The organism is Nitrosomonas sp. (assembly GCF_024282095.1).
In the GTDB taxonomy this organism is placed as follows: Bacteria; Pseudomonadota; Gammaproteobacteria; order Burkholderiales; family Nitrosomonadaceae; genus Nitrosomonas.
On sequence record NZ_JAMWZS010000018.1, the window covers coordinates 24,795 to 51,380 of the forward strand.

The window sequence follows — 26,586 nt, forward strand, 5'->3', positions numbered from 1 at the left end:
ACGATAAGGTCAAACTTTATCATATTTGCATGATTGTACTGACGGTGATTATTGCTTAGTCAATGGGTTGTGATTTGTCATCAATGCGGCGTAGATAGTGAGCTAGAAAGGTGGTAATACGTTGTTCATATTCTTTACCGGCATACGAATGCATATTGAAATGCCGGGCGCCGGGAACAATCCATAATTCTTTGGGCATTCTGGCGGCAGCATAGAGGCGTTCGGTTTCCGATTGCGTCGTATGCGCATCGTTGGTGCCGGAAATGAACAATATCGGCGAATTCAAATCGTTGATTCGAGCGATTGGATTCAATTCATCCATGGAAGTATCTAAATAAAAGGACAATTGTGACAACATGACGGGCAAAAGCACGGATCCATAGCTGCCGAAGTGTAATTTTAAGCGATTATCGACGGCTTCTTCGATAGTCGGATGCAAGGATTCAAGAATAACCGCATCCAGTTTTAAATCCGGTTTGGCAAGCACTATCGCTGCGGCGCCCAAAGAAGTACCGATGGCACCGATACGCTCATGTGGAAAAGTATTGCGAAGAAAAGCCACCGATGCTACAACGCTTTCGGATTCCCGCAAGCCGAAGGTGATTCTTTCTCCAGTAGTTTCGCCGTGTGCATGCAGATCAATGAACAGCACGCTGTAACCCTGATCTCTCAGAAATCTGGCCCGGCTCAGCATTTCCAGTCGATTGCTACGCATTGAATGCACCAATAGCACGACACTACCGCCAGGTTCTCCATAAGACAACCAACCGTGTACGATAGACCCGTTTGTACCAGGAATTTGTATGGATTCCACTGGAAAATCTGCTGAAAGTGTACCGACTGCACTGGGCGCCGGTCCGGTCAACAGCGCACCGATTGCAAAGATGCCAAGCGTGATGACAATGATGAAAGCCAGAATTTGAACAGTTATTTTATGCAACATGGTTTCTATCCGATCTGAGGAAACGATGAAATGGGAAACAGGTATTTACAAAATAGTCGGCGGCAATAAATAAAGTATGTAGCAAATGCGTAATTAACAGGCACTATCGTGATAATTTTTGTGTCATGGTTTCAGTGCTGCAGGCCATAATGGAAAATTTCATCAACAAATCGGTTAAATAATCGATTTTTAAGTCTTAAATTATCCGATTGAGTGGCCATTTTTTTTATACAATGGCTACATGCGAAAGAAAACAGGTTGAGGGAAGCATACAACTGTATTCATATTTTCGCTATGGCTGCTACTGTACAACCAAATGAAATCGCGTCATGCATAAATTTTGGAACGACGGCAGGTTTATCAAGAAACTTCGATCTCGTGCGACTAACCGCTGAGATTGCACAGAATCGGGCACACTACTATGCATATTAAAGAGCACAAAGAATTTCGGGAAAGAATGCGTTTGTTGCTGGCTTCATTTGCACAAGAGCTACCGGACAGAATCAATGAAATTGAAGCCTTATGGAGTAAGTTGCAAACAGAATGGGACAGTAAGGCACTACAGGAACTGCATCGTTCTGTGCACAATTTAGTCGGTAATGGTAAAACGTTTGGTTACCCGCAACTGAGTATTGAGGCTCGTGCATTGGAGCAAGTTCTGAAGAGCCTGATGCACAGAGAAGTTGCCATAGATGCGTTGCAATCTGCCAGAATTTTGCAGCAAGTGCTTGAACTGAAGCGAATCTCCGCTGAGCAAGCTGCTGCGTCGTCAAAAAATATGATTGCGGCGGTTGCCGATGAACACGCGCTTCTGCCAAATTCTCATGCATCTAATCTGATATTTGTGGTGGAAGATGATGTCGAGGCGGCGCAGGAGCTTGCGCTGCAATTGCGCTATTACGGTTATGAAGTCGAGGTATTCAATCATTTAGATAAATTCCGCGCCGCTGTGCAGCATAAACCCCATGCGATCATCCTGATGGATGTTGAGTTTCCTGAAGATGAAATGGGTGGTATTCAGATCATGGAGGAAATTCAGCGAGGCTTGGTTTGCCCGGCGCGGGTGATTTTTATTTCGGTTCACGATGATATGGCGTTTCGACTGGGGGCGGTGCGTGCCGGTGGTGTTGCCTACTTCACAAAACCCATTAATTCTACGGAACTGATCGATCAACTTGATTTGATCACCGCGTCGCAAATTCAAGAGCCATTTCGTGTATTGATTGTCGATGATAGTCCAATGGTGCTGGCTTACCATACGGCGATACTGGAGCAGGCTGAAATGGTCGTGAAAGCAATCTCGGAGCCGATGCAGTTGCTGGAAGTATTGAGCGACTTTAATCCTGACCTCATTCTGATGGATTTGTATATGCCCGAATGCAACGGAATTGAATTGGCCAAAGTCATTCGCCAAACGGATGGTTTTCTGAGTACTCCGATCGTTTATCTTTCTACTGAAAACGATTTTAATACGCAGCCTGAGGCGATGAATTTGCGTGGTGACGATTTTCTGGTTAAACCGATTGACCCTGCGCACTTGGTTTCAGCCATTACATCGCGTGTGACGCGAGCGCGTTCTTTACGCTCTCTGATGATTCATGACGGTTTGACCGGCTTGCTGAATCATACTGCGATAAAAGAAGAACTGGCGCGTGAAGTGGTACGTTCCAGCCGGCTGAGTACACCATTATCGCTCGCCATGGTGGATATCGATTTCTTTAAGAAAGTCAATGACACTTATGGTCATGCCGCTGGTGACCGTGTGCTTAAGAGCTTGGCGCGGTTGCTCAAACAACGTTTGCGGGAAACGGACATTGTCGGGCGTTATGGCGGGGAAGAATTTGCGGTCATTATGAACGATACCGACGCAATCTCTGCGGCAAAAGTCATTGATGAGATACGCACAGTTTTCTCACGTTTGCTACACTTGAGCCATGATGAAGAGTTTTATGTCAATTTCAGCTGCGGTATCGCGGATCTTGCACATTTCTCGGATGCCGCCAGCCTCAGTGAGGCCGCTGATAAAGCGTTGTATCAAGCCAAACAGAGAGGGCGCAATAAAGTGGTGGTGAATTCAGGTGATTAGATGATGCCTTTGTGCGGGCAGTGCGTACGGAAGTTTTAACAGGTCGTTCCAAAACGTTCTCGAGGTAACCGATACAAGGCAAAATGGGCGAAGAAGCGCAGTTTATGTGTGATTAATCAGCGTTTCGAGCCTGTTCTTGACACCGTAGCGGCAACGCAGATGGTTTTAACGCCTGCTAAGGATCGGGATCATCGGAGCGCGTATGCTGCGGGCGAGGTGAGTGGATGATTGAGTCTACTGAGAATTGTTTTTTGCTGAATGCTGCGCGTATTTGCGGATCCGGATCTACAGTTTTGAGTGCTTCTATGACGGCAACCCGCGGTGCCAGGCCGGCGTAATTGGCTACTTGAATGGAGAGTCCGGGGCGCGCATTGAGTTCAATGATCATCGGACCCTGATCTCTGTCCAGCACCAGATCCGCGCCCAAATATCCCAAGCCGGTCATCTCATAACAGGCAGCAGCCAAGTGTAATAATTTATCCCAATGTGGAATGACTAATTCCGAGAAAGTTTTGCGCGTATCCGGGTGGTGCAAAACCGTTTCGCCGTACTGCACAGCATGTAATGCGCGGCCCGTTCCGATGTCGATCCCGACACCTACCGCGCCTTGGTGCAGGTTGGCTTTGCCGTCGGAAGCATGGGTTGTGAGCCGCAACATTGCCATGATGGGATAGCCACGAAAAACGATAATGCGGATATCGGGAATGCCTTCATAACTATAGTCGGAGAAAACCGGATCCAGCTGTATCAGCGACTCAATCATGACGGTGTCAGGCTTGCCGCCCAAGCTGTGGAGGCCGCTCAGAATATTGGAAACATGCCGTTCGATATCCGCTAACTGTATGGCATCGCCGCTGGGTTTGAAATAGAGATTATGATCATGTTTGGTAATCACCAGGATGCCTTTGCCGCCACTGCCTTTGACCGGTTTTATGACAAACTGGTCATACGGACGGAGTATTTCTTTAAGCAGCTTGACATCATGCTGATATTGCACCGTACCGAGCAGTTTGGGTACCGTAATCCCGGCCTGTTGTGCCAGTAGTTTGGTTTTTAGTTTGTCATCGACGAGTGGATATAAATGGCGTGGGTTATAGCGCGAAATCAAACCAAAGTTTCTCTGATTCATCCCGATGATGCCAAAGCTTCTGAGTTTCTTAGCGCTTGCCAGAAACATTGCGTCTTTCCAGAGAATGGAAACGATACAACTCGGATAACCGGTAGCCGGTATATTGTCCGAGGATCAGGATGAGCGCCAGATTAACCAGCATCAATTCGGGAAAATTAAACGTCAAATATTCAATCGTTCGATTGGTCATAAACAAATAGGCAATTATTGCCGTCAACAGGCTGCCGCCACCCTGGATAAAAACCTCTCTGGGGCCGTCTTCTTCCCACAGCACCGACATGCGCTCAATGGTCCATGACAAAATGATCATGGGGAAGAAAGTCACCGTCATCGCTTGATCGAGTCCCAGCTTGTTACTGATGATACTAATACCTGCCATAATCGCAATCACCACGATGATCACGGCTGAAATGCGCGCGACAAATAATAAGTTGAGGCGTGATAAGTAAGATCGAATCAGTAATCCTGTTCCAACGACGGTCAGAAAAATGACGATGCCGGTCAGCAAAGTGGTTTGTATCAGCGCTAAGGCAATCAGAATGGGCATGAAGGTGCCGGAAGTTCGTAGGCCGACCAGCAGGCGCATGATGACCACAATCAATGCACCGATCGGTAATAACAGAATCATTTTGAAAGCACTCTGTTGTTCAATCGGAAGACTGTAGATCGAAAAATCGATGATACCGGCCTGTTTGTTCATGCTGTCACGTACTACCAGATTTCTCGTCGACTGGAAATTCTTAATGATGGAAAACGATATCTGCGAGTGCTTGCCACCGACGACATCCAGTAACGATTGGTCGCCGCGCTGCCACAGCAGAAGATTCTCGGGTTTCCCGCTTTCTCCGGTGTTTTGGTTGAATAAGCGCCATTGACCGCCCAAATAGACTTCCACAAAATTGGTCAGCGATTGTCTGCGCCGACCATCTTCCAGATACAGTCCGCGCACAATGCGTGCGCTGATGCCTTCCAATGCCAGTAAATTAATAATCAGATGGGTTTTATAATCTTCGCTGGATTGCTCATTGAGCAACAAACTTTGATTCTGACTGGGCGCATTGGAATTTAATGTCGCGATCAATTCACGCGTAAATATTTCAGTATTGGCTGATTTACTGCGTACTTGATCGAGTAATGTCGTTGCGGCGGTTTTTAGAACTTCATCAAACTCAGGCTTTCCCGGTTCCGCGGGAAGGTCTGCGGCAACGGTAGGAAGGGCGATTGGGTCTGTTTCATAAATGCGCGCGCGATAATAGGCCGTTTGCCGACCGGTTGCGGAGCGTTTACTCCATTGCGCACGGCGTCCTGTCGGGGTGGCCAATTCGCTAAACCCGTAATCAGGTGAAGCGAAATCTTCTTCTATGATGACGATATTGGGAGTTTGCGGGGGCAGAGCGAAGGAAACGATAACGGGATCACCGCGTGCGACAAAATCGATCTTGGCTTCAATGGTCCAGACGGGTTTCTTGTCATCCGGTAATAATGGAAATCCCAGCGCGAAGTGCTTATATAAAATTAAACCTATTCCCAGTCCCATGATCAGGACAACTAGAAAATAGAGTCTAAGTTTTGCATGCATTATTTTTTACCGGCTGTTCCCGGGTTATCAGTTTTGACGGTGGTATATTTTTTACTCACATCCACGATGGCGAGATCTTGTAACAAGTTGCGTCCTATCAACACTTGATGCTTAAACCGGCTGCGATTTTCCAGCGTGAAATTGATTTGTTCATCAAGATCGGCGAGTACAACGCGCATGCGCACTACCGGACGTCGTTGCGATTCCCTGTTGCCAAGCTCCTTGACGCGAACATAACGACGCAAACGCCGGGTCAATTCGATTTTTTCCTTAGTTTCCGGGTGAAGCATACTAAATTTTACAAAAGGTTTGCCATCACGTTCAAATTCAACAATATCCAGAGCGTTCAACGATGAGGTTTGCGCCCCGGTATCGATGCGTGCGCTGAATTCCAGACCGGGCGGATCAAGATAGACAGACTCTAGCCCACCCAATATTGTTTTGGTATCCGTTTTTGCGGACGCCCCTTGCTTAGGTGCGCCAGCACTGCCAGCGTCGCACGAACAGGCATTGCGTTTGTCTGCATCTGAATTTTCTTGCGTTCCGGGGAGTTTATCAGATGGATGCTTTTCCAAGGATTTTCTTTGCTCAACCAGCTCGGCAAACAAGGTAACCAGCTCGGATTCCCTGGCATTGATACGCGCTTCGCGTTCCGACAATTTGTCTGCCTGCGGATTGCATGCCGACAGCATAAGCAGCGCAAACGTGATGACCGGATAGTTGCGGTAAATTTTAGCAAGCGGTGAATGAGCAATTCTCATATTGGTTTTATTGTTGATTCTTGGCATGGATGATATCACTGCAATGTTACATGGATACGGTTTGCGTGACTCAGTGACTGCGCGCGATTCGGTAATTCCACGTATTCAGTGTGGCGCTAGGGATTATCGAGGTGTATGGACAGGGTTTGATTTTTGTAAGTGCAGGCATACCGATGAATTTCCAGACAGTGCGACGTAATGATGGCTTGATAACTGCCGGGTTTTTCATTGCGGGTATCAAACTTGAAGTCAAAACGGCCATTGGCATCACTCGGGTAAGACTGATCAACAGCGACGGTGCCATCCGGCCGCGTCAGTTTAAAATTGAGCAATACATCGGGAGCCGGCTGGGCATTGTATTCGACCCATCCCTGCAGCACGATGGTTTCCCCAACGGTATAGTGTGTTTTAGGATTTTCAACAATCGGTTGTGAGATATGCGTTGCCAACGCATCGCTGATGAAACCGGCTGAGGCTATCAACCATACGAATGCGAGCAAACAGGTTTTTTGGAAGGTCATAATAGATTCTGTTAAAAATGAGTAATTGTTTTTTATGAAATAATTAGAGATCCATCCTGAAATGGATTGGTTATTTCTTGGGTAGAAAGAGATCGGTAATCGTTCCTTCAGCCATTTCGGCCGCAAATAAAACCGTTTCCGACAATGTCGGATGCGGGTGGATGGTCAGGCTGATATCCTGCATGTCCGCACCCATCTCCAATGCCAGTACCGTTCCGGCTATCAGTTCGCCGGCGTTAATACCCACCATGCCGGCGCCCAGGATACGGCGGGTATTTTTATCCAGCAGCAGTTGCGTCATGCCTTCTTCACGCGCCATCGATATTGCACGGCCGCTGGCAGCCCAAGGGAAGCTGGTTTTCTCAAAATCGATGCCTTGCTTGATTGCTTCTCTCTCGGTCAAGCCCATCCAGGCGATTTCAGGATCGGTATAGGCAACGGCAGGAATCGTGCGTGCATCGAAAACGGCTTTATGTCCGGCAATCACCTCGGCGGCCAGTTTGCCTTCATACGTGGCTTTATGCGCCAGCATCGGTTCACCCACGATATCGCCGATCGCAAAAATATGCGGCAAGTTGGTGCGCATCTGCTGATCGACCGGAATAAAGCCGCGTTCGTTGACTTGGATGCCGATTTCTTCCGCTCCGATTGTGCGTCCATTCGGGCGGCGCCCAACGGCCATTAAAATGCGATCGTAGGTCTGCGGTTGCGGCGCATTGTCGCCTTCAAATGTTACGGTAAGTCCGGACTTGCCGGCTTCAATCCGGGTCACCTTGGTTTTTAGATAAATCGCTTGGTAGCGTTTCTTGATACGGCGCTGCAATGGTTTGACCAGATCCGCGTCAGCGCCGGGGATCAGTTGATCCATCCATTCCACCACGCTGATTTTGCTGCCCAGCGCCGAATAAACCGTCGCCATTTCCAGGCCGATAATGCCGCCGCCGATAATCAGCATATGCTGCGGCACATCTTGCAGTTCAAGTGCTCCGGTGGAATCGATCAAACGTGGATCATCATACGGAAAACCGGGAATGCGGGTGACGCTGGAACCGGCTGCGATGATGCAGTTGTCAAAGGAAATCGTTTTGACTCCCGTGGCTGTTTCCACCTGAATCAGGTGCGGCGTGAGAAATTTTCCGGTACCGTGAACGACTTCCACTTTACGCTGTTTGGCCAGCGCTTTCAGTCCTTTGGTCAGCTTGCTGATGACGGATTCCTTCCAGGTGCGCAGCTTGTCGATATCGACCTGCGGTTTGCCGAAAACGATGCCGTGCGCTTCCACCTCTTCCGCTTCTGTGATCACTTTAGCCGCATGCAGCAAAGCCTTGGACGGAATACAGCCAACATTCAGGCACACACCGCCGAGCGTGGCATAGCGTTCGATCAAGACCACCTTTTTGCCCAGATCAGCGGCGCGGAAAGCCGCGGTATATCCTCCGGGTCCCGCGCCGAGCACCACCACATCGGCGTGAATATCGCCTGGAGCAACAGGTTGTGATGGTGCTGACGCTGGCGTTGATGGTGAGACGGCGGCTGTTGTGGTCGTTGTTTCTTCGTTGGCTCCGGTTGTTATCTCAGCGCTTGCCGGTGCTGCGGATTGTTCGGTCAGTGCCAGAGTCAGAACGGCTGAGCCCTCGGAGACCTTGTCGCCCACTTTGACGTTGATTGCTTTGATCACCCCGGCCTGTGGCGAAGGTACCTCGATTGAAGCTTTGTCAGTTTCCAGCGTGATGAGCGAAGCTTCCTTGGCAACGGTATCGCCGGGAGCAACCAGTACTTCGATGACAGGAACGTCTTTGAAATCACCAATATCGGGAATTCTTATTTCAATCACTTGCGTCATGGCAGTCTTCTCGGCGGATAGAGTGTCGAGCACTCATTTCTATCAATAAAATGTGTGGTTTATTGCCTCAATTGGCCATCGCCCAGCACGATAAATTTCTGGCTGGTCAATCCTTCCAGACCGACCGGGCCGCGTGCATGGATTTTATCCGTGGAAATACCGATTTCAGCACCCAATCCATATTCAAATCCATCCGCAAAACGGGTGGTGGTATTGACCATGACCGAACTGGAATCCACTTCGCGCAGGAAACGACGCGCACGCGAATAGTTTTCGGTGACAATTGCATCAGTATGTTGCGAGCCGTATTTGGTAATGTGATCAATCGCCTGATCCAGCCCATCGACAATGCGAATGCTTAGAATCGGCGCCAGATATTCCTCATACCAATCCTGTTCGGTGGCTTCATGCATCTGTGGAATAATGCTACGAGCTACCGCATCTCCGCGTAATTCAACGCCTTTATCGAAATAAATCTTGCAAAGTGGAGGCAGAATCCTTTGAGCAATACCTTCATGGATCAGCAAGGTTTCCATTGTGTTACAGGTGCCGTAACGCTGGGTTTTGGCGTTGTCGGCAATTTTAACGGCCTTATCGAAATCCGCCTGATCGTCAATGTATACATGACATACGCCGTCCAGATGCTTAATCACCGGAATACGCGCTTCATTGGCGATGCGTTCGATCAGACCCTTGCCGCCGCGGGGCACAATCACATCGACGAAATCCTTCATTGTGATCAACTCACCGACTGCCGCGCGATCGGTGGTTTCTATCACCTGCACTGCTGTTTCCGGCAAGCCAGCCAACCGCAATCCCTCTTTCACGCACGCGGCAATCGCCTGATTACTGTAAATCGCTTCCGAACCACCGCGCAAAATGGCTGCATTGCCAGCTTTCAGGCACAAACCCGCGGCATCGGCCGTCACATTCGGGCGCGCTTCATAAATAATGCCAATGACACCCAAAGGTACGCGCATTTTTCCCACCTGGATGCCGGATGGGCGATAACTCAATCCGCTGATCTCGCCCACCGGATCCGCTAGCGCCGCGATCTGCAACAAACCTTCCACCATCGTCACTACACCTTTCGCCGACAATGTCAGGCGGTCGATCATCGAAGCTTCCAGGCCTTTGGCGCGGGCATTCTCCAAATCTTTGGCGTTGGCGGCTAACAATAATAATTCATCGCGTCGGATAGCATTTGCCATTGCATGTAGCGCATGGTTCTTGGCTGCTGTATCCGCTTTTGCAATCAAACGCGATGCCGTACGTGCTTCCTGGCCGACGGATTGCATATAACTTTTAATATCTGTGATGTCCATAGATTGAGTTTTATTTGGGAATCGGTATTAATCTGATAATAGGCTGGAATTATAGTACATGATAAGAAGTTTTATTGCATGCAGCAGCAGGTATGACGAATTACAATATTTTTTATAGCTTGAATCCGCCCGGTATACGTCTTCCCAAAGAGAAATTTTTTAGTACAACGATGCTGCATAAAAAACAAGATAGACAGGGCAAGAAATAGCTGTTATTACCTGCTTTGATCCTTAAATGATAGCCGATGCCCTTAGCGTAACCTGGAAGCTGTGGATGTGAACCCGATTTGGGTTAAATCAAGTGAAGGGGGATATTATGGAGAAAAGCGCGCTACTGAGTGTCTTGGCTGACAAAGTGGAGCAAGGAAGATTGATTTTTCCTACTTCAGTCAAAGCAGCGATCAATATCAAAGAGAGATTAGAAGATCCCGATTGCAATCTCGATTTCGTGATCCTACTGATTCAAGACGAACCGCTGTTGTCGAAAAAGGTAGTAGCAGTAGCTAATTCCGTTGTGTTTAATCGCTCAGGAAGGAGAGTCACCAATGTACGCGCAGCGATCACGCTGATCGGCATGCAGACGGTGCGAAATTTAGCCGCAGCCATGGTGGCTCAACAACTGGCAGAGTTGCAATCAAAAAGCGAGCGAGTTGCTCAATTATGAAAACACTTCACATACGTGACCGCATTTGCACGAAGCGGCGGGAAGTTTTGAGTTTCTCAGTATTTTATGTCCTTCGACAAACAGTATTCACCTAGCTTCATAGTTTGACCCCAAAACTGGTGTTGGATGTTGATACCAGCTTAACAACCTGACCAGTTCTTTGGGGTGCCACTTTCAGTGTTATGGTGCAGCGAATAACACCTTAACCACCGCCTGCTTCATTCAGTCCGGATTCATATTGACCGGCGTATATTGACTCCATCAGAAATCTACTCGGCGCGAACAATTGCAAGGAGAAGTAAGATGGACATCTCAAAAACTCAGCTAATCTTCCAGAAGCTAAATGATATTTATTCGGAAATATATCCATTGCGGGTATTGTTCTCTTTAAATTTGTGTGGCAATAAAATATGGCTGCTGCCGCTTCTTCTAACAATTTTGTTTCTGAATGGTTGTAAAACAGTGCCGATTCAGGATAGGAATTTTTCCGAAAGGGGCGGTTTCTGGGAACAAGATGAAAATACAAGTTTCCGTTTTCATCACAACGCCGGTGCTGACAATGCAGTTATCGGATCTATGTATGCATCGGGAAAAAGCACTTTACTGAATGGCGCTCAAGTAAAAATTTCTGCGAAGCTAAAGAATAATTCGCTCGTGAGTACGGGTCCTCAAAGCAGTGCGCGCATTGAGTTCAAGGCATCCGATTCAACATGTTTAATACGTGTCGATGAATTTAATTTTGGCAATGCTTACGCGGATACATCGGATTGCCAGCAAACTATTGAGACCATGCATGCAACGATACAAGCCAAGGACGCTATCCTTCATCTTAATGTTTCGCAGCATCAAACAGAAGTCACTGTGCTCAGTGGCGTGATAAAGGTTACGCTGCGGGAAAATACAACGCAATCCATTAACGTCAGGGCAGATAGGGAAATTATTATTACGCATGATGCGATCGGCCGCTCTTATCCTGTTACTCCGGACGAAATCTGGCAGCGCATTCGTTGGAGAGATGATTTCCAACTCTATAAAACAGTCGTTGACTGGGAAACAATCATAGCCGGTGTTGTCGTAGGCGTTGTGACCATTGGAATCATAGCCGCTGTGATATTACTCAGCAAAGGTCATGGCGGTAGAGGTCATGGCAGTGGGTTTCCCAGACATCATTGATTGCGACAATTGAGTGTTTGTTTTCAGATAAGCGTGCCGCAGGGTCGCAGGCGGTGAATTCAATCATTGTGGTGTAAATTGAGAAACCTGATCCCAATAATTCGCTTGATTGTTTGTAAGCATGCAGTGCTGATACTGTTGCTGTGGCTCATTTCGCACACTGTTTCAGCCGCACGATTTGATCATGCCATTTTGGATGATTTGTTACGCCAACACGTTTATATGATTAATCAAGGAAAAGCCAGTGTTGTGGATTATTACGATTTTGTTGCATACCGCGGTCAGTTAAGCAAATATCTGTCTCAGTTATCACAAGTCAAGAAAAGCGATTTTTCAAGCTGGGACAAATCTGAGCAGCTCGCTTTCTTAATTAATGCATACAATGCATTTACGCTAGACATGATTCTAAGGACCCAATCAACTATACCTCCTGTTCGATATTATAAGCCACGCAATCTTCATAAGAAGTTACAACTGATTGCCATGATAAAGAACCAGCAAAAAATTAACTTTATTCCACTATTTGGTAAAATTCTTTCGTTAAGAGAGCTTGAAGATGATTTTATCCGTAAACCTGGAAATTATGATGAGCCGCGCATTCACTTTGCACTCAATCGTGCTTCTATCGATTACCCGGCATTACGCAATCGAGCGTATAGCGGCATCAAATTAGAGCACCAATTAGAATCGGCAACACGCGCTTTCTTATCAGACCGGTCACGCAATCGATTTGACGAAGTGACCGGAAAACTCGAAGTTTCTGAACTCTTTAATTGGTACGAGAGAGATTTTGAACGCGGTTGGCAAGGCTGGTCTAGCCTGTCGCAATTCTTTATTCAATACCGCGATAGCCTTGCTGATACCTTACAGGCAAATGAATTATTGGCTACAGACAGCTTTTACATTCAGTTTCTTGAGTTTAATTGGATTCTCAATGAAAAGCTTAGAACACCATAAATCCATAATCTTAGCCTCCTTTAATTGTGGTGCAGATAGTGAAAGACCTGAACCCCAATGACCTTTCGCCATTAGTGGGTTACGAGATTGACTAACTCCCCAGTGTGATCACGCTAGGACCCTGTTGGACTCAAGACCAATTACTGCGTCAGTGGGACAACATTTCATATTTCCTCAATTTCACTCCTGGCGTCATTGAGATCTGCAATTTGCATTTTGTTGATCCAGATCAATGAGAATGACACTGATTCGGCTCATAATTTCTCTCGTTACATCATAAAGGAGAAAACATGGATATAAGTTCATCAGAAAAGACACACGATGCTGGAATACTTAAAAGTATGGGTATCAACATTCTAGTCATCTTCGGTGTGGTGGTGGGTTTGATTATTATATCGTCATACTTTGCTGGCATGTCGAGTTGATGTGGCGGCGTGAGTGAGTTTAGAGAAGGATCTACGGTCGATGGGTTCGGAGGGTGCATATGTGAGTTTGAAAAAATGCTCCCATGGCAGGGCCTGCGAGAGTAACTTTACCTGCAGAAGGGATCAATCGACTGTAGACAATTATTGGGTTCAACTACTAATGCGAGTGTAGGAGGAAAAGGCTAACGCAATAATGGACAAAGTGCAGTTGCTCATAATTTCAACATTCTAATTAAAATTAAGCTTCCGCGATGAGCGTTTTGATACATCTCGACTACAAGCGGACGCTCAAAAAACCACCGCATGATCGACCAAATACCTGCCGTTTTTATAAACGAGCACCATTTCTGCAACAAATTCCCCCGGCGCTTTCGTGAATGATTGTTTCCACACCATGGCCACTGAGTCTGGGCGTCTGAAAACAGCGACAGGGACACGATTGGAAAAATAGCCTTTTTCAGATTGATATTGCTGGCAGACGCGTTGAAGATACGCCGGAGTGACGATGGCTTTCATGCGGTCAGTAAAATCCCGCACATGCCGGGCGTGATCGAGTTGGGTGGAAGCATCCATCAGGTTGTCCATGATGGGATTCGCAATGTCCCAAATTTGCTGATCGTTCATGCTTTCAAAGATGATGGTGGTTGTCATTTCTGCTCGTTTCCGGTGGTGGATTGCTTCTTGTATGCTTCATACGAAGTGCCCGCATTCGATAGGCAGCGTTCACGTTCCAACTGGTCCATCAATCGGTTACATTCATTCCGCTGCCATGATTGCCCGGTATTGTAGAGTTGTTGGGTTGAGCAGCCTGACTGACCTGTTACCGATACAATCAACAGGATTCCTATGGTCACCATGCGATGCGGCCCATTGAAATTTATATTGCGCATGGATGTGAACCGGTTAAGCCACGACATTGATCATCCAACTGATGCCAAAACGATCGGTGAGCATGCCGAAGCGCGGCGACCAGAATGTTTTTTCTAATGGCATCTGCACCTGGCCTCCGTCGGAGAGCGCGGCGAAGAACCGATCCGCTTCGGCTTCCGTCGCAACCGCGAGGGAGAGCGAAAAACCGCTGAAACGCTGACCTTCTTCGCAACCGTCCGAGGCCATGATTACGTTGTTTTCGATGCGAAAGCTGGCGTGCATTACTTTGTTTTCAAATCCCGGTGGCAGCATACCCGGCGGTGGTGGTTCCGGGCTGTCTTTGAAACGCATCATCATGTCAATTTTTGCGCCGAGTGCGGTACGATAAAATTCCAGCGCTTCTTCGCAGCGTCCGCCGAACATCAGATAAGGTTGAATCAGTGTTTTTGCCATGTTGACTCCTTAAGCTTAGGATGGCTGTACTTGTTGGTTAGTATTTTTATTGTGATTGAGTGGGGCGATAAATCAATCCATGTCTTGCGACAGCAAGGAGATTTACCACTGGCCGCACATGATTATAGAGTCTTCAAATACTCAATAATCGCGAAAGCGCCCTGTTTGTCGCCGGACCAGTTGAGGCGGTAAGTTCTTTTGCCTGCCACGATATCCTTGTCATGACCTTTATTGCTTAAAGCCGCGATCGCATTGGTCTGGAACGGATAACCGTCGTTCTGATCGGTTGCCTGCTGCGGATTCCACGAAAAACCGAGATATTTCTGGTCGTAGTCCAGACGGCTTTTGATGAAGCTGGCCGGGCGTTCATCGGGTACTAACAGGTGATAAACAGTCGGCACGGTGCCATTGTGCAAATATGGCGCTTGCGCCCACACGCCGCTTAACGGACGGGCGTTATAGCCGTGGTGCTCAGCGTTGGGCGACATGAGCAGGTCTTTTTTGCCGGCTAGTGAGACGCTGTCAAATGCAGCGCAGGGCTTGACGTCTTTTCCGTACATCTTGACTGTCGTATCCGGTGAACAATTTTCATACAACTCTTTGCGCGCGGCATAGTTTAACAACGTGCCGACCACATAAGCGCGTTTCATGCTGGTGCCGAGATTGTCGTACACTTTGCCGTTCTTGGGTTGATGGCAGTTGGCGCAATGCTCGGCAAATAATGCTTGGCCCTGTTTCGCCAGTGCGATATCGACAGCAAATGGATAAGGGCTGGCGGGTAAGCCATCGAGCAACTCCTCGGCAAAGGCGGCCACGCGCACGTCCGTTTTCTCCAAACCCAAGGTCAGCATGGCGATCAGGTTGCGATAGATGGGCATCGGCACGTTGCCGTTCCACTGGCCACCGCCATTGATGAGTCTTTGATGACTTTCATCCCAACTGGCACGGCGCTTGTCTTGTTCCCACACCGACATAAAATCGGTAATGCCCGGTTCCGGCGGTAAAATGACGCTGGCAAACCATTTGGCGATAGGGATATTGCGTGCACCGATATAGCCGTTGATGGCGCTTAAACCAGTGGCATCGGCCATACCGGGAAAACCGGCGATCATGGCGGATTCAAGGCCTTGATAGTTTTTTGCGACCAAAGCGCTGAAACCGTCATATTCGGCTTCCGCACGTTGCGCGAATTGCTGGATGGTTTGCTCGGCGTTTTTCTTGAACAATGCAATTTGCGCGGCTTCGTAATCAGCATCAAAGTTTCTGCCGGCAAGTTGAAAATTGTTATAAAAGTAATTGGGGTTTTGTTGATGGGTTGCATCCAATGCGCTGAGTAATTTCTGCGTCAACAATTTGTATTTGTTGTCACCGGTTTCACCTGCATAAGCTTTTTGCAAGGTTTGATACAGCTTGACGCGGAATTGTACAATGTTGAATGTGGTATTCACGCCGCCATCCAGGTAATCGATGGTGCCGTTTTCCAGCCGCACGCGGCCGATGTGACAGGCACCGCACGTGAAGGAAGCGTAGTCGATGTTGCTTTGCGCTTCAGCCCGGGACAGACCGCTAAAACCGATGCCGCGTGCAATCGGATAGGATTTCTGCCGCTCATCGATAAACAGACCCACAGCATCAAGAAAATTTTCCTCGCTGCCCCACAGTTCCGGCGCCAGCTTTGGCAATAGCTTCAATGCAATATAAGGGATGCCGTCCGCTTCGCTGAAGGCAAAATTGGCAAACCAGTCATAAGCCGTTTGGTGCGATTGAATATAGTCAGTTTTTTGCTGGGATTTTTGGGTTTGCGCCGCCGGCCAATTGTCCGGTACTGGGCTGACAAAAGCCGGCGGTAGTGGCGCTTCCAGCGGATGGGATTGACAGGCTACGAGGTTAACGGTGAACAAAGCAGCAATATAGATTCTCATGGTTATTCCTTATTGTGTTGTTTTGACCTGCAATTTCCAGTGCGGTAGCGCTCTTGGCAGCTTGTTAATACGGTGATTGATTTGCCTGATCCGAAGTCAGTATGCCTTGAATTGCCGAGACATGGTATTCGCTGCCATTTGAACCCAGCCATGACCAGAGATCGAAGGTTCCTGCGGTCGCGGCATTAATGCGGTACACACCGATATTTTCATACGTGAGCGGACTTCCCATGACGCAAACTTCCGGCGCTCCGGGTGCTTGCAGAAAATAGGCGTTGCCGCTGCCTACAATCGTGCCCATCCCATGCGTATCAATAAGCAAGGCTGTTGCTTCGTCGACTGAGATGCCACGGGGCTGATCGGACCATCCATTGACATGAGTGCGGCACAAAAAAGCGATATCGCGTCCCATGCGGTCACGGTTGGAGACATGCGCGTCTCCAATCACGCCTGCGAGCACTGGTAAGTTTACGATGAAGTTGCGATCAAGCGTAATGTACTGGTTGAAAGGGTCGGCAAGCGCCTGAGCGGATGTCACACCTTTGTTGGCAAGCGCAGAATATATAAATTGCGTCAGCACATCCAGGCCGGCGCTGGTCCCTCCGATTGGAACGCCTTGTAAAATGCGCTCGTTGAGTGCTGTTTGCAGTGACGTATTTTTCCAGAAATTAATGTAATCCGCCTGGTTTCCACCGGCAATCCAAATAGCCTCGGCCTCGTTAATTCTGTCGATTACGAATTGATTGTTGGCAGCTTTTCTAGTCGGAATGATGAGTGTCGCGACCGAATTGCCGTTGGGGCAGAGCTGGCGTATGTAAGGATTATAGGCATCGGTGCCGGTTGCGCGGATTACCAGAAAATCGCCGTTGTTGCTCAATGCACACATCCACGTGAAAGCTTCATCCACATCGGTACCGCCACCCATCAACACCGTACCGGGTTGCGTTAACTGATTCACATCACTCGTATTGCCAATACGGAAATAATCATAAGGATGCTTTTGTTGCTTGGCTGCAAACCCAGGAATGGAAAAGGTTAACAGCAGTAAAATAATCAAGTATCGTTTCATCGGTTGCCCTATATTTAATGAAATTACGAAAGTAAGCGTACCCCATTTTCTCCATTCCGTTGCATAACATTCGCCACGGTACTCATTGTATTTTATTTCTGAATTGCCAATTTTCATGGATAGTAAAGCGCAAACCCAGTTGCAGCAGCTCTTCCCAGGCGTCCCCCTGATCGACGCCTTTGATAATTCGATCTATTTTTGCAGCATGTGATAATCCTAGCATCAACGATGGTGAACGGATGCGATTGGCTGCGGCTATGACGGATTTTTGCCGGTCTCCCCAGATTCTGGCTGCTTGCAGTAGTTGTGCGGGTGGTTGACCACTGTTGAGTCCTTTGCGAATAACGATCAATTGGCGGATTTGTTCGGCCAGTGTGGCGAGGATCAGCAGCGGGGCGGTGCCTTCGCCTTGCAATCCGCTCAGGATACGGGTGTAGCGCGTGGTGTCGGCTGTGATCATGGCGTCTGATAATTGGTAGACATCGTAACGTGCTACGTTTAGCACCACGTCCTTTACTTGATCGAATGTCAGGTTGCCGGCGGGATAAAGCAGCGCGAGTTTTTGGATTTCCTGATGCGCGGCGAGCAGATTGCCTTCCACTTGGTCTGCGAGAAATTGCAGCGTGGCGGAATCGGCTTTTTGTTGCTGCTGAGCGAGGCGCTGACCTATCCAACCGGGCAATTGGTTGCGCTCGATGGGATAGACCGGAATGAGGGTGCCGGTAGTTTCAAGTGTTTTGAACCATTTGGTTGCTTGCCCCTGCTTATCTATGCGTGGCAGGGTGATGAGCGTAAGCGTGTCGGGCGGTAGCGCGTTGCAATAGCTTTCAATGGTTTTGCCGCCTTCTTTGCCGGGTTTGCCAGAAGGAATGCGGATGTCGATGATTTTGCGCTCGCCAAACAAGGATAAATTATTGCCTACAGTGAGCAGATCCGGCCAGTTGAAGTGCTGATCAACGGTGAACAACTCACGTTCCGTATAGCCTTGCCGGCGTGCATGCGTGCGGATTAAATCAGCAGCTTCCAGAATCAACAGCGGTTCGTTACCCAATAATGTGTACAGCGGAACCGTCTGTTTTTGCAGGTGTTGGGGAAGTTGCTCGAGTTTTATCCGCATGCTGACGAGTGATTTCTTGAGGAAATAGCAAGACCAGCGTGGGTTCTAAGAGGGTATTTTGATTGCAGACAGACGCCAGAGTATTTGCTGAATAGCATCGGCTTGCATATCTTTTTGTAGCAATTTTTCCTCTGCTTCCTTGGCCAGGATTTGCGCATCCAGGAAAGGCAGGACACGCGTTATGGCGATTTCAGTGTTCGGCACGATTTCAATGCCTTGCTTGTCGATCAGGCGATATACGACTCGATAGATCAGATTAAAGTCACGTACCCGACCGCCTCCGGATAGAGACAGAATGGCTCTTTCATTCACGGCGCTGACTACTTCCAAAGTCGCCTCGGCCTCTGTTGCATTGGCAGCGACTTTGGTGGTGGATGAAGTGCTTACCGCACGCTCCAGATCCATGCCGATAGTATGTCCGTCCGGCGCAGAGATATAGAGAGACTTGAACGGCAATGAGGAAATCTGTCCGCGCAGCTTAAATCCACAGGCTGCCAGCAGGAACACGACTATCAGGATAAGAATTGTTTGTTTATTCAGTTTCATTGTTTGAGTGTAACCATCTATTTTTATACAACAATATTAACCAGTCTGCCGGGAACGACAATGATTTTCTTGATCGTTTGTCCTTCAATAAATTTCTGTATATGCTCATTGGTCAAGGCGGCATTTTCAATGACATCTTTTCCGGCATCTTTGGCGATATTGATCTGTCCGCGCAGTTTACCATTGACCTGCACAATCAGTTTGATTTCATCCTGTACCATCGCAGCATTATCGGCCTGCGGCCAGGTTTGGTCAAAAAGCTCGGTGCCTGGCTTGAGTTCACGCCATAGTTCATGGCAAATGTGCGGGACGATCGGGGAAAGCAACAGTACGATATTTTCCAGCGCTTCTTGCATCAGATTGCGGCTGGCTGGGTCGGTGTTCTGAATTTTCGCCAAACCGTTCATCAGTTCCATTATCGCCGCGATGGCGGTATTGAATGTATGGCGTCGTTCCAGGTCGTCGCTGACTTTGGCAATGGTTTGGTGTAATTGCATGCGCAGAGTTTTTAGCTCCGGCGCTAATGTCTGATGCAGTGTCGGATCAATCCTGACAACGCCATGCTGCAGGTGAGTATACGCTTGTTTCCATAGGCGTTTGAGAAAGCGGTAGGCACCATCGACACCGGCATCCGCCCATTCCAGCGTTTGCGTCGGTGGGCTGGCAAACATCATGAACAGGCGTGCGGTATCGGCGCCGTATTCTTCCACCAGTTTTTGCGGGTCAACGCCATTATTTTTGGATTTCGACATGGTGCCGATGCCACCGGATTCCACCGGCTGGTTATCGGCTTGCAGGATTGCGCCGCAACGCTTGCCTTGTTCATCATATTGAATGCTGACTTCCGATGGATTGAAATAGATGATGCGTCCACTGTCTGGTTTGCGATAAAAAATTTCATTCAGCACCATGCCCTGCGTCAGCAGGTTGGTAAACGGCTCATCCAGAGTCAGCAAGCCAAGATCACGCATGATCTTGCTCCAGAAGCGTGAGTACAACAAATGCAGGATGGCATGTTCGATGCCGCCGATGTACTGGTCGGCCGGCAGCCAGTAGTTAGCGCGTGCATCGGTCATGGCCTGGTTCTGATCCGGGCAGGCGTAGCGGGCGTAGTACCACGACGAATCGACAAAGGTATCCATGGTATCGGTTTCCCGGCGCGCAGCTTTGCCGCATTTGGGGCAGGAACATTCATAAAAGGATGGTGTTTTTGCCAACGGATTGCCCGATCCATCGGGCACCAGATCCTGCGGCAGCACTACCGGCAATTGATCATCCGGTACCGGCACCACGCCGCAGTCGGCGCAATGAATCAACGGAATCGGACAGCCCCAGTAGCGTTGGCGCGAAATGCCCCAATCGCGCAGGCGGTATTGCACGCGTTTGTTGCCGAGGCCTTTTGCGGAGAGATCCGCAGCAATGGCATCTACTGCAGCACTATGACCGAGACCATCGTATTTGCCTGAATTGATGCAAACGCCAATTTCTTTGCGTCCATACCATTCTTGCCAGGAAGAGGTAGAAAAAGGTGCGTCAGTTCCACTGTCGCCATATCCGCTGCCATCCCCAGAACCTGCTCCAGAGCCTGTTCCACCTCCGTATCCACTTCCATCACCAAAGCCATCTTCTCGGCCTTTTGTGATTACTTGTTTGATTGGAAGTCCATATTTCTTTGCAAACTCAAAATCGCGTTCGTCATGCGCAGGCACCGCCATAACCGCGCCTTCGCCATAACCCATCAATACGTAATTGGCGACCCATACCGGCAGTTTGTTGCCATTCAATGGATGAATCACGAACAAACCGGTGTTCATGCCTTTTTTCTCCTGCGTAGCCAGATCGGCTTCCTTAGCGGAGCCGAGTTTACATTCCTGGATAAAAGCTTGCAGCGATGGATTGTTTTTTGCGGCATGCAACGCGAGCGGATGTTCGGCGGCAACAGCGACATACGTGGCGCCCATCAGCGTGTCCGCACGGGTGGTGAACACTTTCAGGTCTTGCGGTGTACCAGATTCGGTGTCGGCAGGGAAAGTAATGTCGACGCCATAACTCTTGCCGATCCAGTTGGCCTGCATGGTTTTTACCCGTTCCGGCCAGCCGGTCAGTGTGTCCAGCGCTGCCAGCAATTCGTCGGCATACTGAGTGATTTTCATGTAATACATCGGGATTTCGCGTTTTTCCACTGGCGCGCCGGTGCGCCAGCCGCAGCCGTCAATCACCTGCTCATTGGCCAATACCGTTTGATCAATCGGATCCCAGTTGACCGTACCGGTGGTTTGATACGCCAATCCCTTTTCCAGCATGCGTAGAAACAGCCATTGGTTCCAATGGTAATAACTCGGGTCGCAGGTGGCGATCTCGCGTTCCCAGTCGATACTCAATCCCAGGCTCTTGAGTTGTTTGCGCATGTAGGCAATATTGTCGTAAGTCCATTTTGCCGGAGAAACATTGTTTTGCATTGCAGCATTTTCAGCCGGCAAGCCGAATGCATCCCAACCCATCGGCTGCAGTACGTTGTAACCCCGCATGCGGCGGTAACGCGACAACACATCGCCGATGGTGTAGTTGCGTACATGTCCCATGTGCAGTTTGCCGGAGGGATAGGGAAACATTGACAGGCAGTAGTATTTCGGTTTGTCGGGGATTTCTACCGCTTTGAATGCCGCTGTTTGTTCCCAATAGTGCTGGGCGTTTTTTTCGATTTCCTGGGGATGATATTTCTCTTGCATGGAATTTAGCTGTTTACTTTAAATAGCTAATTATACCGCGAAGTATTTGGGGGAATTATGCCGATTGTCAGGTAGACTTTGATTTGCGTCACCCGAAACGATATTTGCTTCGTATCAGGCTGATTAATCCAGGCGAAAGCCGATTTTTAGCTTTACTTGATAATGTGCAACTTTGGCATCGGCGATATGCCCGCGCATTTCCACTACTTCAAACCAATCCAAGTTGTGCAGGGTCGCACCGGCTTTGGCAATCGCTTGTTGAATCGCATCATCGCTACTTTTGGTGGATGAACCGACGATTTCAATGATTTTATAGATATGATCGCCCATTTTAAATTCCTCTTTATATTGTTGAAAAAAGCGTTATATCATACTCCAAGCCATTCGCAGCACTAAACCTTTGTTACGGTAACTTCGGATGAATATATGTTTATCCAATTGATTGATAGTGTTGCAATAAATCAATCAAATGTGAATGGCGATGGAAAAATTTCAGTGATTGATTTTAACGGAGCTGTTTACCATGAAGCCCAGATTGATATTTACCTTGTTGATGATAATTTTTCTTGCTGCTTGTGCGACTACGCCAACGGGTAGAAGTCAACTGGCTTTCATGCCGGATAATGAACTTGATGCCATGGGGTTGCAAGCTTTTTCAAACATGAAAAATGAAAAAGAGATCAGCCAGGATGCGCGTGAAAACCAGTTTGTACGCTGTGTCGCAAATGCCATTACGCACGAAGTCGGTGGAAATTGGGAAGTTGTTGTTTTTGAGGATAATACATTGAATGCATTCGCTTTGCCGGGCAGTAAAATCGGTGTGCATACCGGATTGGCTGATCTGGTGGATAACCAGGATCAATTGGCCTCTGTCATTGGTCATGAAATCGGCCATGTGCTGGCCAGGCACAGTAATGAGCGAATGTCGCAGAAATTGGGAGCGCAAATGGGCATTTCACTCATCGCGGCGGTAGCTGCGCCGCAAACACCCATGGGCCAAACTGCGCTTAGTCTCTTGGGTCTTGGCACGCAATATGGTTTGATCATGCCGTTCAGCCGCTTGCATGAAAGCGAGGCGGATGCCATTGGCATTGAGTTAATGGCAAAAGCCGGATTCAATCCTGCTGAAAGCATCACGCTATGGCAGAAAATGGCGCAAGCCAGTCAGGGTGAGCAACCTGCAGAATTCTTGTCGACTCACCCATCGCATGAAACCCGCATTGACGACTTGCGGAAACACCTGCCAAAAGCGACAAAACTGATGCAGCAGGCGCATGCTGCAGGCAAGAAACCGAATTGTGTGAAATAGTTCATTATTCACTGGGTTCCGGTTCATCCGCCGGAAAATCCAATTCGACTTTTGCACCGTCCGGATCGTGAAAAAATAATTGCCAAATTTCCAGGTCCTTCAGACGGTGTAATTCATAGTGGATACCTTGTTGTTTTAAGGTGTTGACCATCGCTTGCAGATTGGATGCGGTAAAAGCCATATGGTCAATTACACCTGCTGCGTTTTTCGGCATCGGCTTGCCCGCCATAATATGCAATATCGCCTGATTCCCGGCATACAGCCATGCACCCGGGAAAGCAAAAGGCGGGCGGTAGCCCTCTGTTAGTCCGAGCACATTGATATAAAAAACCTTGCTTCTTTCGAGATCACTGCTTAGCACAGTGAAATGGTTCATGCCTGCGATCGTCATTTTGCTGTTTTCCTGCTGAAAATTAATTTATAGCATGATTTTTTGATTGCGGAACAGTTTTCTTGCAATGAACAGCGCTTGCCCGTGATTGAATGTAGAAAGCTGCGGTATGGCTGAATAAGGATTGGTTGGGTATGGATTCTTGAACGTAATCATATTCCCACATTCTGTTATTGAGTGTTTGCCATTTAAACTGCAACTTGCCATGTGTGAAAGCGAATTCGGGAGCTGATGTGTATGTTAATGATTTATCGTAGGATTAATGTTTTTTGTATTTGAGGTGATTAATTTTTGCGCATAATTAACTCGTTTATTATTTTTGCCTTTTCCATTTCTAATTAAGAAGTTCATCGAAACTTTCAATGCCGACTAAAGAAAATATTTCCTTTGGTCGTAAGAAAACATTACTCATTTTAATGGATTAAATGGCGAATAAGAGTAAGTCAGTCAGTCAGTGATCTGCTGAAGATGGATATAGATACCTGGGTGCCGTCTTGGTCACAATTCTTTAAAACGTATACCAGCGTTCTACCAGACTTACATAATTATTCGATAGCACACAGATGATTGGATTTTGATAGCAAACAAGAGGAAAGAGGAGCGCAAAACATGTTACAGGAGCATGCAGCAAATAAGGTTACCGAGAAGATTGCCGAGTCACACAGTGCAGTAATCAGCCGTATGGCCAACGAATTTTTAACGTTTCGTCTAGGTAAGGAAGAATACGGAATCGAAATACTTAAGGTACAAGAGATTCGTGGTTATGACGCCATCACCCAAATTGCCAATGCTCCGGAATTTATCAGGGGCGTTGTGAATCTGCGGGGAATCATCGTACCGATTATCGATATGAGGATCAAGTTCAGGATGAGTAATGCGGATTATGATCAATTCACCGTGGTAATTATTTTAAATGTAGCGGGGCGAGTCATGGGCATCGTAGTGGATGGGGTATCCGATGTGATTGCATTGGGAGAGGAGCAAATGCGCCCTACACCTGGATTGGGTTCTGTCATTGATACGGAATACATCATGGGACTTGGAACAGTCGACGAGCGGATGCTGATATTGATCGATATCGAAAAGCTGATGGGCGGTAGCGATATGGGCTTGATTGAGCAAAGCATTAATTAATTAAAGCTGTTGTTTTCTTAAAAAATTGAAGGAGAGTCTTAATGTTCACAAATACTTCTATAAAGTTTCGCTTGATGTTTGTCATGAGCATTCTATCGGTATTGATGGTAGGAATTGGTGCTCTGGGTTTATATGGTTTTAACCATTCCAATACAGGAGTAAAAAATGTTTATCAAGATCGCCTGATTCCATCTGTGCAGTTAGGATCAATCCTGGATGTTTGGTATCAAGTTCGCGAAAACGCGAGAAATGCAATTGAATCGAAAAATACCGCTACCGCAAAAGCGCTGGAGAGAAGAAGCGAATAAACTCGTGAAACAGAATGAAGGGGTGTGGGCGAAATACTTAAGAGACCACTTTAACACGCCGAAGAGGCGGTACTTGCTAAACCAAAGGTGCGCAAACATGTACAGTATGTAAACTCAATGAATCGAACCATTCAACTTGCTTCGAAAGGAGAATTTGAAGCTGCACACAAAATCTCTCGGGAAATACCGTGCCAAAGTTTAATGCACTACGTGATACCGTGTTTGCTTTACTGGATCTGCAAGGTAAAGTCGCTGAAAATGAATATAACAGCGCACAAAGCAGTTACGAAACTATTTTTATGATTTCTTTGGTCACTATAGGTTTCGGTATTCTTATGGCGGTTGTTTTTGGGGCCTTGTTGCTGCGATCCATTGTTGCCGTTGGATGAGGCCATTGATATTGCGCATAAAGTGGCATCAGGTGATCTGACGTCTAATATCGTAGTAACATCTACAAAATCGTCAACAGGTCGGTTACTACAAGCACGCTTAAAAGAGATGAATGACAGCTTGATAGACTTAGTTGGTAAAGTACGCTCGAGTACGGATCAGATCACAACGGCTTCGGGTGAAATCGCCTCTGGAAATTTGGATCTGAGTCAACGCACGGAAGAGCAAGCATCCAGCCTGGAAGAAACGGCTTCTTCGATCCAGCCTGGAAGAAACGGCTTCTTCGATGGAGGAATTGACTTCAACCGTCAGACAGAATGCTGATAATGCCCACCAGGCAAACCAATTGGCAGCCGGCGCATCGGAAGTTGCGGTAAAAGGCGGTGCGGTAGTGGGTCAAGTGGTGCATACCATGAAATCGATTAATGAAAGCTCGCATAAGATTGTCGACATTATCAGTGTTATTGATGGTATCGCATTTCAAACCAATATTCTGGCATTGAATGCTGCAGTAGAAGCAGCGCGTGCAGGTGAACAAGGCCGCGGATTTGCAGTTGTGGCTACGGAAGTACGTACATTGGCGCAACGTTCGGCAGCGGCAGCGAAAGAAATCAAAGAATTGATCAATGATTCAGTCGCAAAAGTTGACGAAGGCACGCGATTGGTTGATGAAGCTGGTGCAACCATGGATGAGATAGTCAGTTCAGTTAAACGTGTCACTGACATCATGAGCGAGATATCTGCAGCATCGCAGGAACAGAGTTCGGGTATTGAACAAGTGAACCAGGCGGTGACGCAAATGGATGAAGTAACGCAACAAAATGCAGCGTTGGTGGAAGAGTCGGCGGCAGCAGCCGAGTCCATGCAAGAACAAGCGCAAGCGTTAGCTCATGCAGTGAGTGTATTTAGACTGTCGGGTGGCAGCAGTAATGTCACCGCAAC

At 47.9% G+C, this 26,586-nt stretch carries 23 protein-coding genes and 1 pseudogene; 7 read left to right on the top strand and 17 right to left on the bottom strand.

Annotated elements, in window-relative coordinates; translation table 11 throughout:
• Positions 1-55: 55 nt before the first annotated feature.
• A complete protein-coding gene (locus Q0K92_RS06925) occupies positions 56-943 on the bottom strand; it encodes an alpha/beta fold hydrolase (RefSeq protein ID WP_297325077.1) in 888 nt (295 codons plus the stop codon).
• Positions 944-1,364: 421 nt separating this feature from the next.
• Between Q0K92_RS06925 and Q0K92_RS06930 the strand changes: the two genes are divergently transcribed.
• Positions 1,365-3,029, top strand: a complete 1,665-nt coding sequence (locus tag Q0K92_RS06930) for a diguanylate cyclase (protein ID WP_297325078.1) — start codon at positions 1,365-1,367, stop codon at positions 3,027-3,029.
• Positions 3,030-3,204: 175 nt separating this feature from the next.
• On the opposite strand, the gene Q0K92_RS06935 is transcribed toward Q0K92_RS06930, so the two are convergent.
• The 6 genes from Q0K92_RS06935 to Q0K92_RS06960 form a co-directional block, all read right to left on the bottom strand.
• Positions 3,205-4,206 carry an alpha-L-glutamate ligase-like protein gene (locus tag Q0K92_RS06935; RefSeq protein WP_297325079.1) on the bottom strand — a complete coding sequence of 334 codons (1,002 nt, stop codon included), beginning with the start codon at positions 4,204-4,206 and terminating at the stop codon, positions 3,205-3,207.
• Positions 4,187-5,737, bottom strand: coding sequence for an inactive transglutaminase family protein (locus Q0K92_RS06940; protein ID WP_297325080.1), 1,551 nt, complete (start codon positions 5,735-5,737; stop codon positions 4,187-4,189). Before Q0K92_RS06940 ends, Q0K92_RS06935 begins: the two co-directional genes overlap by 20 nt.
• Positions 5,737-6,525 (bottom strand): RimK/LysX family protein, encoded by a 789-nt coding sequence (locus Q0K92_RS06945; RefSeq protein WP_297325081.1) that lies wholly within the window; start codon positions 6,523-6,525, stop codon positions 5,737-5,739. The genes Q0K92_RS06940 and Q0K92_RS06945 overlap by 1 nt, the downstream gene beginning before the upstream one ends.
• 89 nt (positions 6,526-6,614) lie before the next feature.
• On the bottom strand, positions 6,615-7,019 hold the full coding sequence (locus Q0K92_RS06950; protein ID WP_297325082.1) for a hypothetical protein: 405 nt from the start codon (positions 7,017-7,019) through the stop codon (positions 6,615-6,617).
• A gap of 70 nt (positions 7,020-7,089) precedes the next feature.
• Positions 7,090-8,862, bottom strand: coding sequence for a dihydrolipoyl dehydrogenase (lpdA, locus tag Q0K92_RS06955; RefSeq protein ID WP_297325103.1), 1,773 nt, complete (start codon positions 8,860-8,862; stop codon positions 7,090-7,092).
• Positions 8,863-8,921: 59 nt separating this feature from the next.
• Positions 8,922-10,187 carry a glutamate-5-semialdehyde dehydrogenase gene (locus Q0K92_RS06960; RefSeq protein WP_297325083.1) on the bottom strand — a complete coding sequence of 422 codons (1,266 nt, stop codon included), beginning with the start codon at positions 10,185-10,187 and terminating at the stop codon, positions 8,922-8,924.
• A gap of 316 nt (positions 10,188-10,503) precedes the next feature.
• Between Q0K92_RS06960 and Q0K92_RS06965 the strand changes: the two genes are divergently transcribed.
• The 3 genes from Q0K92_RS06965 to Q0K92_RS06975 all read left to right on the top strand — a co-directional run bounded on the left by Q0K92_RS06965 (position 10,504) and on the right by Q0K92_RS06975 (position 12,981).
• Positions 10,504-10,851 carry an HDOD domain-containing protein gene (locus Q0K92_RS06965; RefSeq protein ID WP_297325084.1) on the top strand — a complete coding sequence of 116 codons (348 nt, stop codon included), beginning with the start codon at positions 10,504-10,506 and terminating at the stop codon, positions 10,849-10,851.
• Between the two features lie 303 nt (positions 10,852-11,154).
• Positions 11,155-12,024, top strand: a complete 870-nt coding sequence (locus tag Q0K92_RS06970; RefSeq protein ID WP_297325085.1) for a FecR domain-containing protein — start codon at positions 11,155-11,157, stop codon at positions 12,022-12,024.
• Positions 12,025-12,216: 192 nt separating this feature from the next.
• On the top strand, positions 12,217-12,981 hold the full coding sequence (locus tag Q0K92_RS06975) for a DUF547 domain-containing protein (protein WP_297325086.1): 765 nt from the start codon (positions 12,217-12,219) through the stop codon (positions 12,979-12,981).
• A 713-nt stretch (positions 12,982-13,694) separates the two neighbouring features.
• On the opposite strand, the gene Q0K92_RS06980 is transcribed toward Q0K92_RS06975, so the two are convergent.
• From Q0K92_RS06980 to Q0K92_RS07020, 9 genes are all read right to left on the bottom strand, one after another.
• Positions 13,695-14,057: a hypothetical protein gene (locus Q0K92_RS06980; protein ID WP_297325087.1), complete on the bottom strand. Its 363-nt coding sequence runs from the start codon at positions 14,055-14,057 to the stop codon at positions 13,695-13,697.
• Positions 14,054-14,296 (bottom strand): hypothetical protein, encoded by a 243-nt coding sequence (locus Q0K92_RS06985; RefSeq protein ID WP_297325088.1) that lies wholly within the window; start codon positions 14,294-14,296, stop codon positions 14,054-14,056. Before Q0K92_RS06985 ends, Q0K92_RS06980 begins: the two co-directional genes overlap by 4 nt.
• Positions 14,297-14,309: 13 nt before the next feature.
• The gene (locus tag Q0K92_RS06990) at positions 14,310-14,729 is read right to left on the bottom strand and encodes a VOC family protein (RefSeq protein ID WP_297325089.1); all 420 of its coding nucleotides are present in this window, start codon (positions 14,727-14,729) and stop codon (positions 14,310-14,312) included.
• 122 nt (positions 14,730-14,851) lie between these two features.
• Positions 14,852-16,651: a c-type cytochrome gene (locus Q0K92_RS06995; protein ID WP_297325090.1), complete on the bottom strand. Its 1,800-nt coding sequence runs from the start codon at positions 16,649-16,651 to the stop codon at positions 14,852-14,854.
• Between the two features lie 64 nt (positions 16,652-16,715).
• Positions 16,716-17,720, bottom strand: a complete 1,005-nt coding sequence (locus tag Q0K92_RS07000; protein WP_297325091.1) for a cyanophycinase — start codon at positions 17,718-17,720, stop codon at positions 16,716-16,718.
• Positions 17,721-17,802: 82 nt separating this feature from the next.
• Complete coding sequence (gene holA, locus Q0K92_RS07005) at positions 17,803-18,837, bottom strand: DNA polymerase III subunit delta (RefSeq protein ID WP_297325092.1); 1,035 nt, start codon at positions 18,835-18,837, stop codon at positions 17,803-17,805.
• A 45-nt stretch (positions 18,838-18,882) separates the two neighbouring features.
• Positions 18,883-19,383 carry an LPS assembly lipoprotein LptE gene (gene lptE / locus Q0K92_RS07010; RefSeq protein ID WP_297325093.1) on the bottom strand — a complete coding sequence of 167 codons (501 nt, stop codon included), beginning with the start codon at positions 19,381-19,383 and terminating at the stop codon, positions 18,883-18,885.
• Positions 19,384-19,406: 23 nt separating this feature from the next.
• Positions 19,407-22,112, bottom strand: a complete 2,706-nt coding sequence (gene leuS / locus Q0K92_RS07015; protein ID WP_297325094.1) for a leucine--tRNA ligase — start codon at positions 22,110-22,112, stop codon at positions 19,407-19,409.
• A gap of 123 nt (positions 22,113-22,235) precedes the next feature.
• The gene (locus Q0K92_RS07020) at positions 22,236-22,442 is read right to left on the bottom strand and encodes a dodecin (RefSeq protein WP_297325095.1); all 207 of its coding nucleotides are present in this window, start codon (positions 22,440-22,442) and stop codon (positions 22,236-22,238) included.
• 193 nt (positions 22,443-22,635) lie between these two features.
• On the opposite strand from Q0K92_RS07020, the gene Q0K92_RS07025 reads away from it, so the two are divergent.
• Positions 22,636-23,421 (top strand): M48 family metallopeptidase, encoded by a 786-nt coding sequence (locus tag Q0K92_RS07025; RefSeq protein ID WP_297325096.1) that lies wholly within the window; start codon positions 22,636-22,638, stop codon positions 23,419-23,421.
• Between the two features lie 4 nt (positions 23,422-23,425).
• Here Q0K92_RS07025 and Q0K92_RS07030 read toward each other — a convergent pair whose 3' ends face one another.
• Positions 23,426-23,812 (bottom strand): VOC family protein, encoded by a 387-nt coding sequence (locus tag Q0K92_RS07030; protein ID WP_297325097.1) that lies wholly within the window; start codon positions 23,810-23,812, stop codon positions 23,426-23,428.
• 609 nt (positions 23,813-24,421) lie between these two features.
• On the opposite strand from Q0K92_RS07030, the gene Q0K92_RS07035 reads away from it, so the two are divergent.
• Both Q0K92_RS07035 and Q0K92_RS13070 read left to right on the top strand, forming a co-directional pair.
• Positions 24,422-24,946 carry a chemotaxis protein CheW gene (locus Q0K92_RS07035; RefSeq protein WP_297325098.1) on the top strand — a complete coding sequence of 175 codons (525 nt, stop codon included), beginning with the start codon at positions 24,422-24,424 and terminating at the stop codon, positions 24,944-24,946.
• 41 nt (positions 24,947-24,987) lie between these two features.
• Positions 24,988-26,586 (top strand): annotated as a pseudogene (locus tag Q0K92_RS13070) (methyl-accepting chemotaxis protein); the annotation flags it as partial.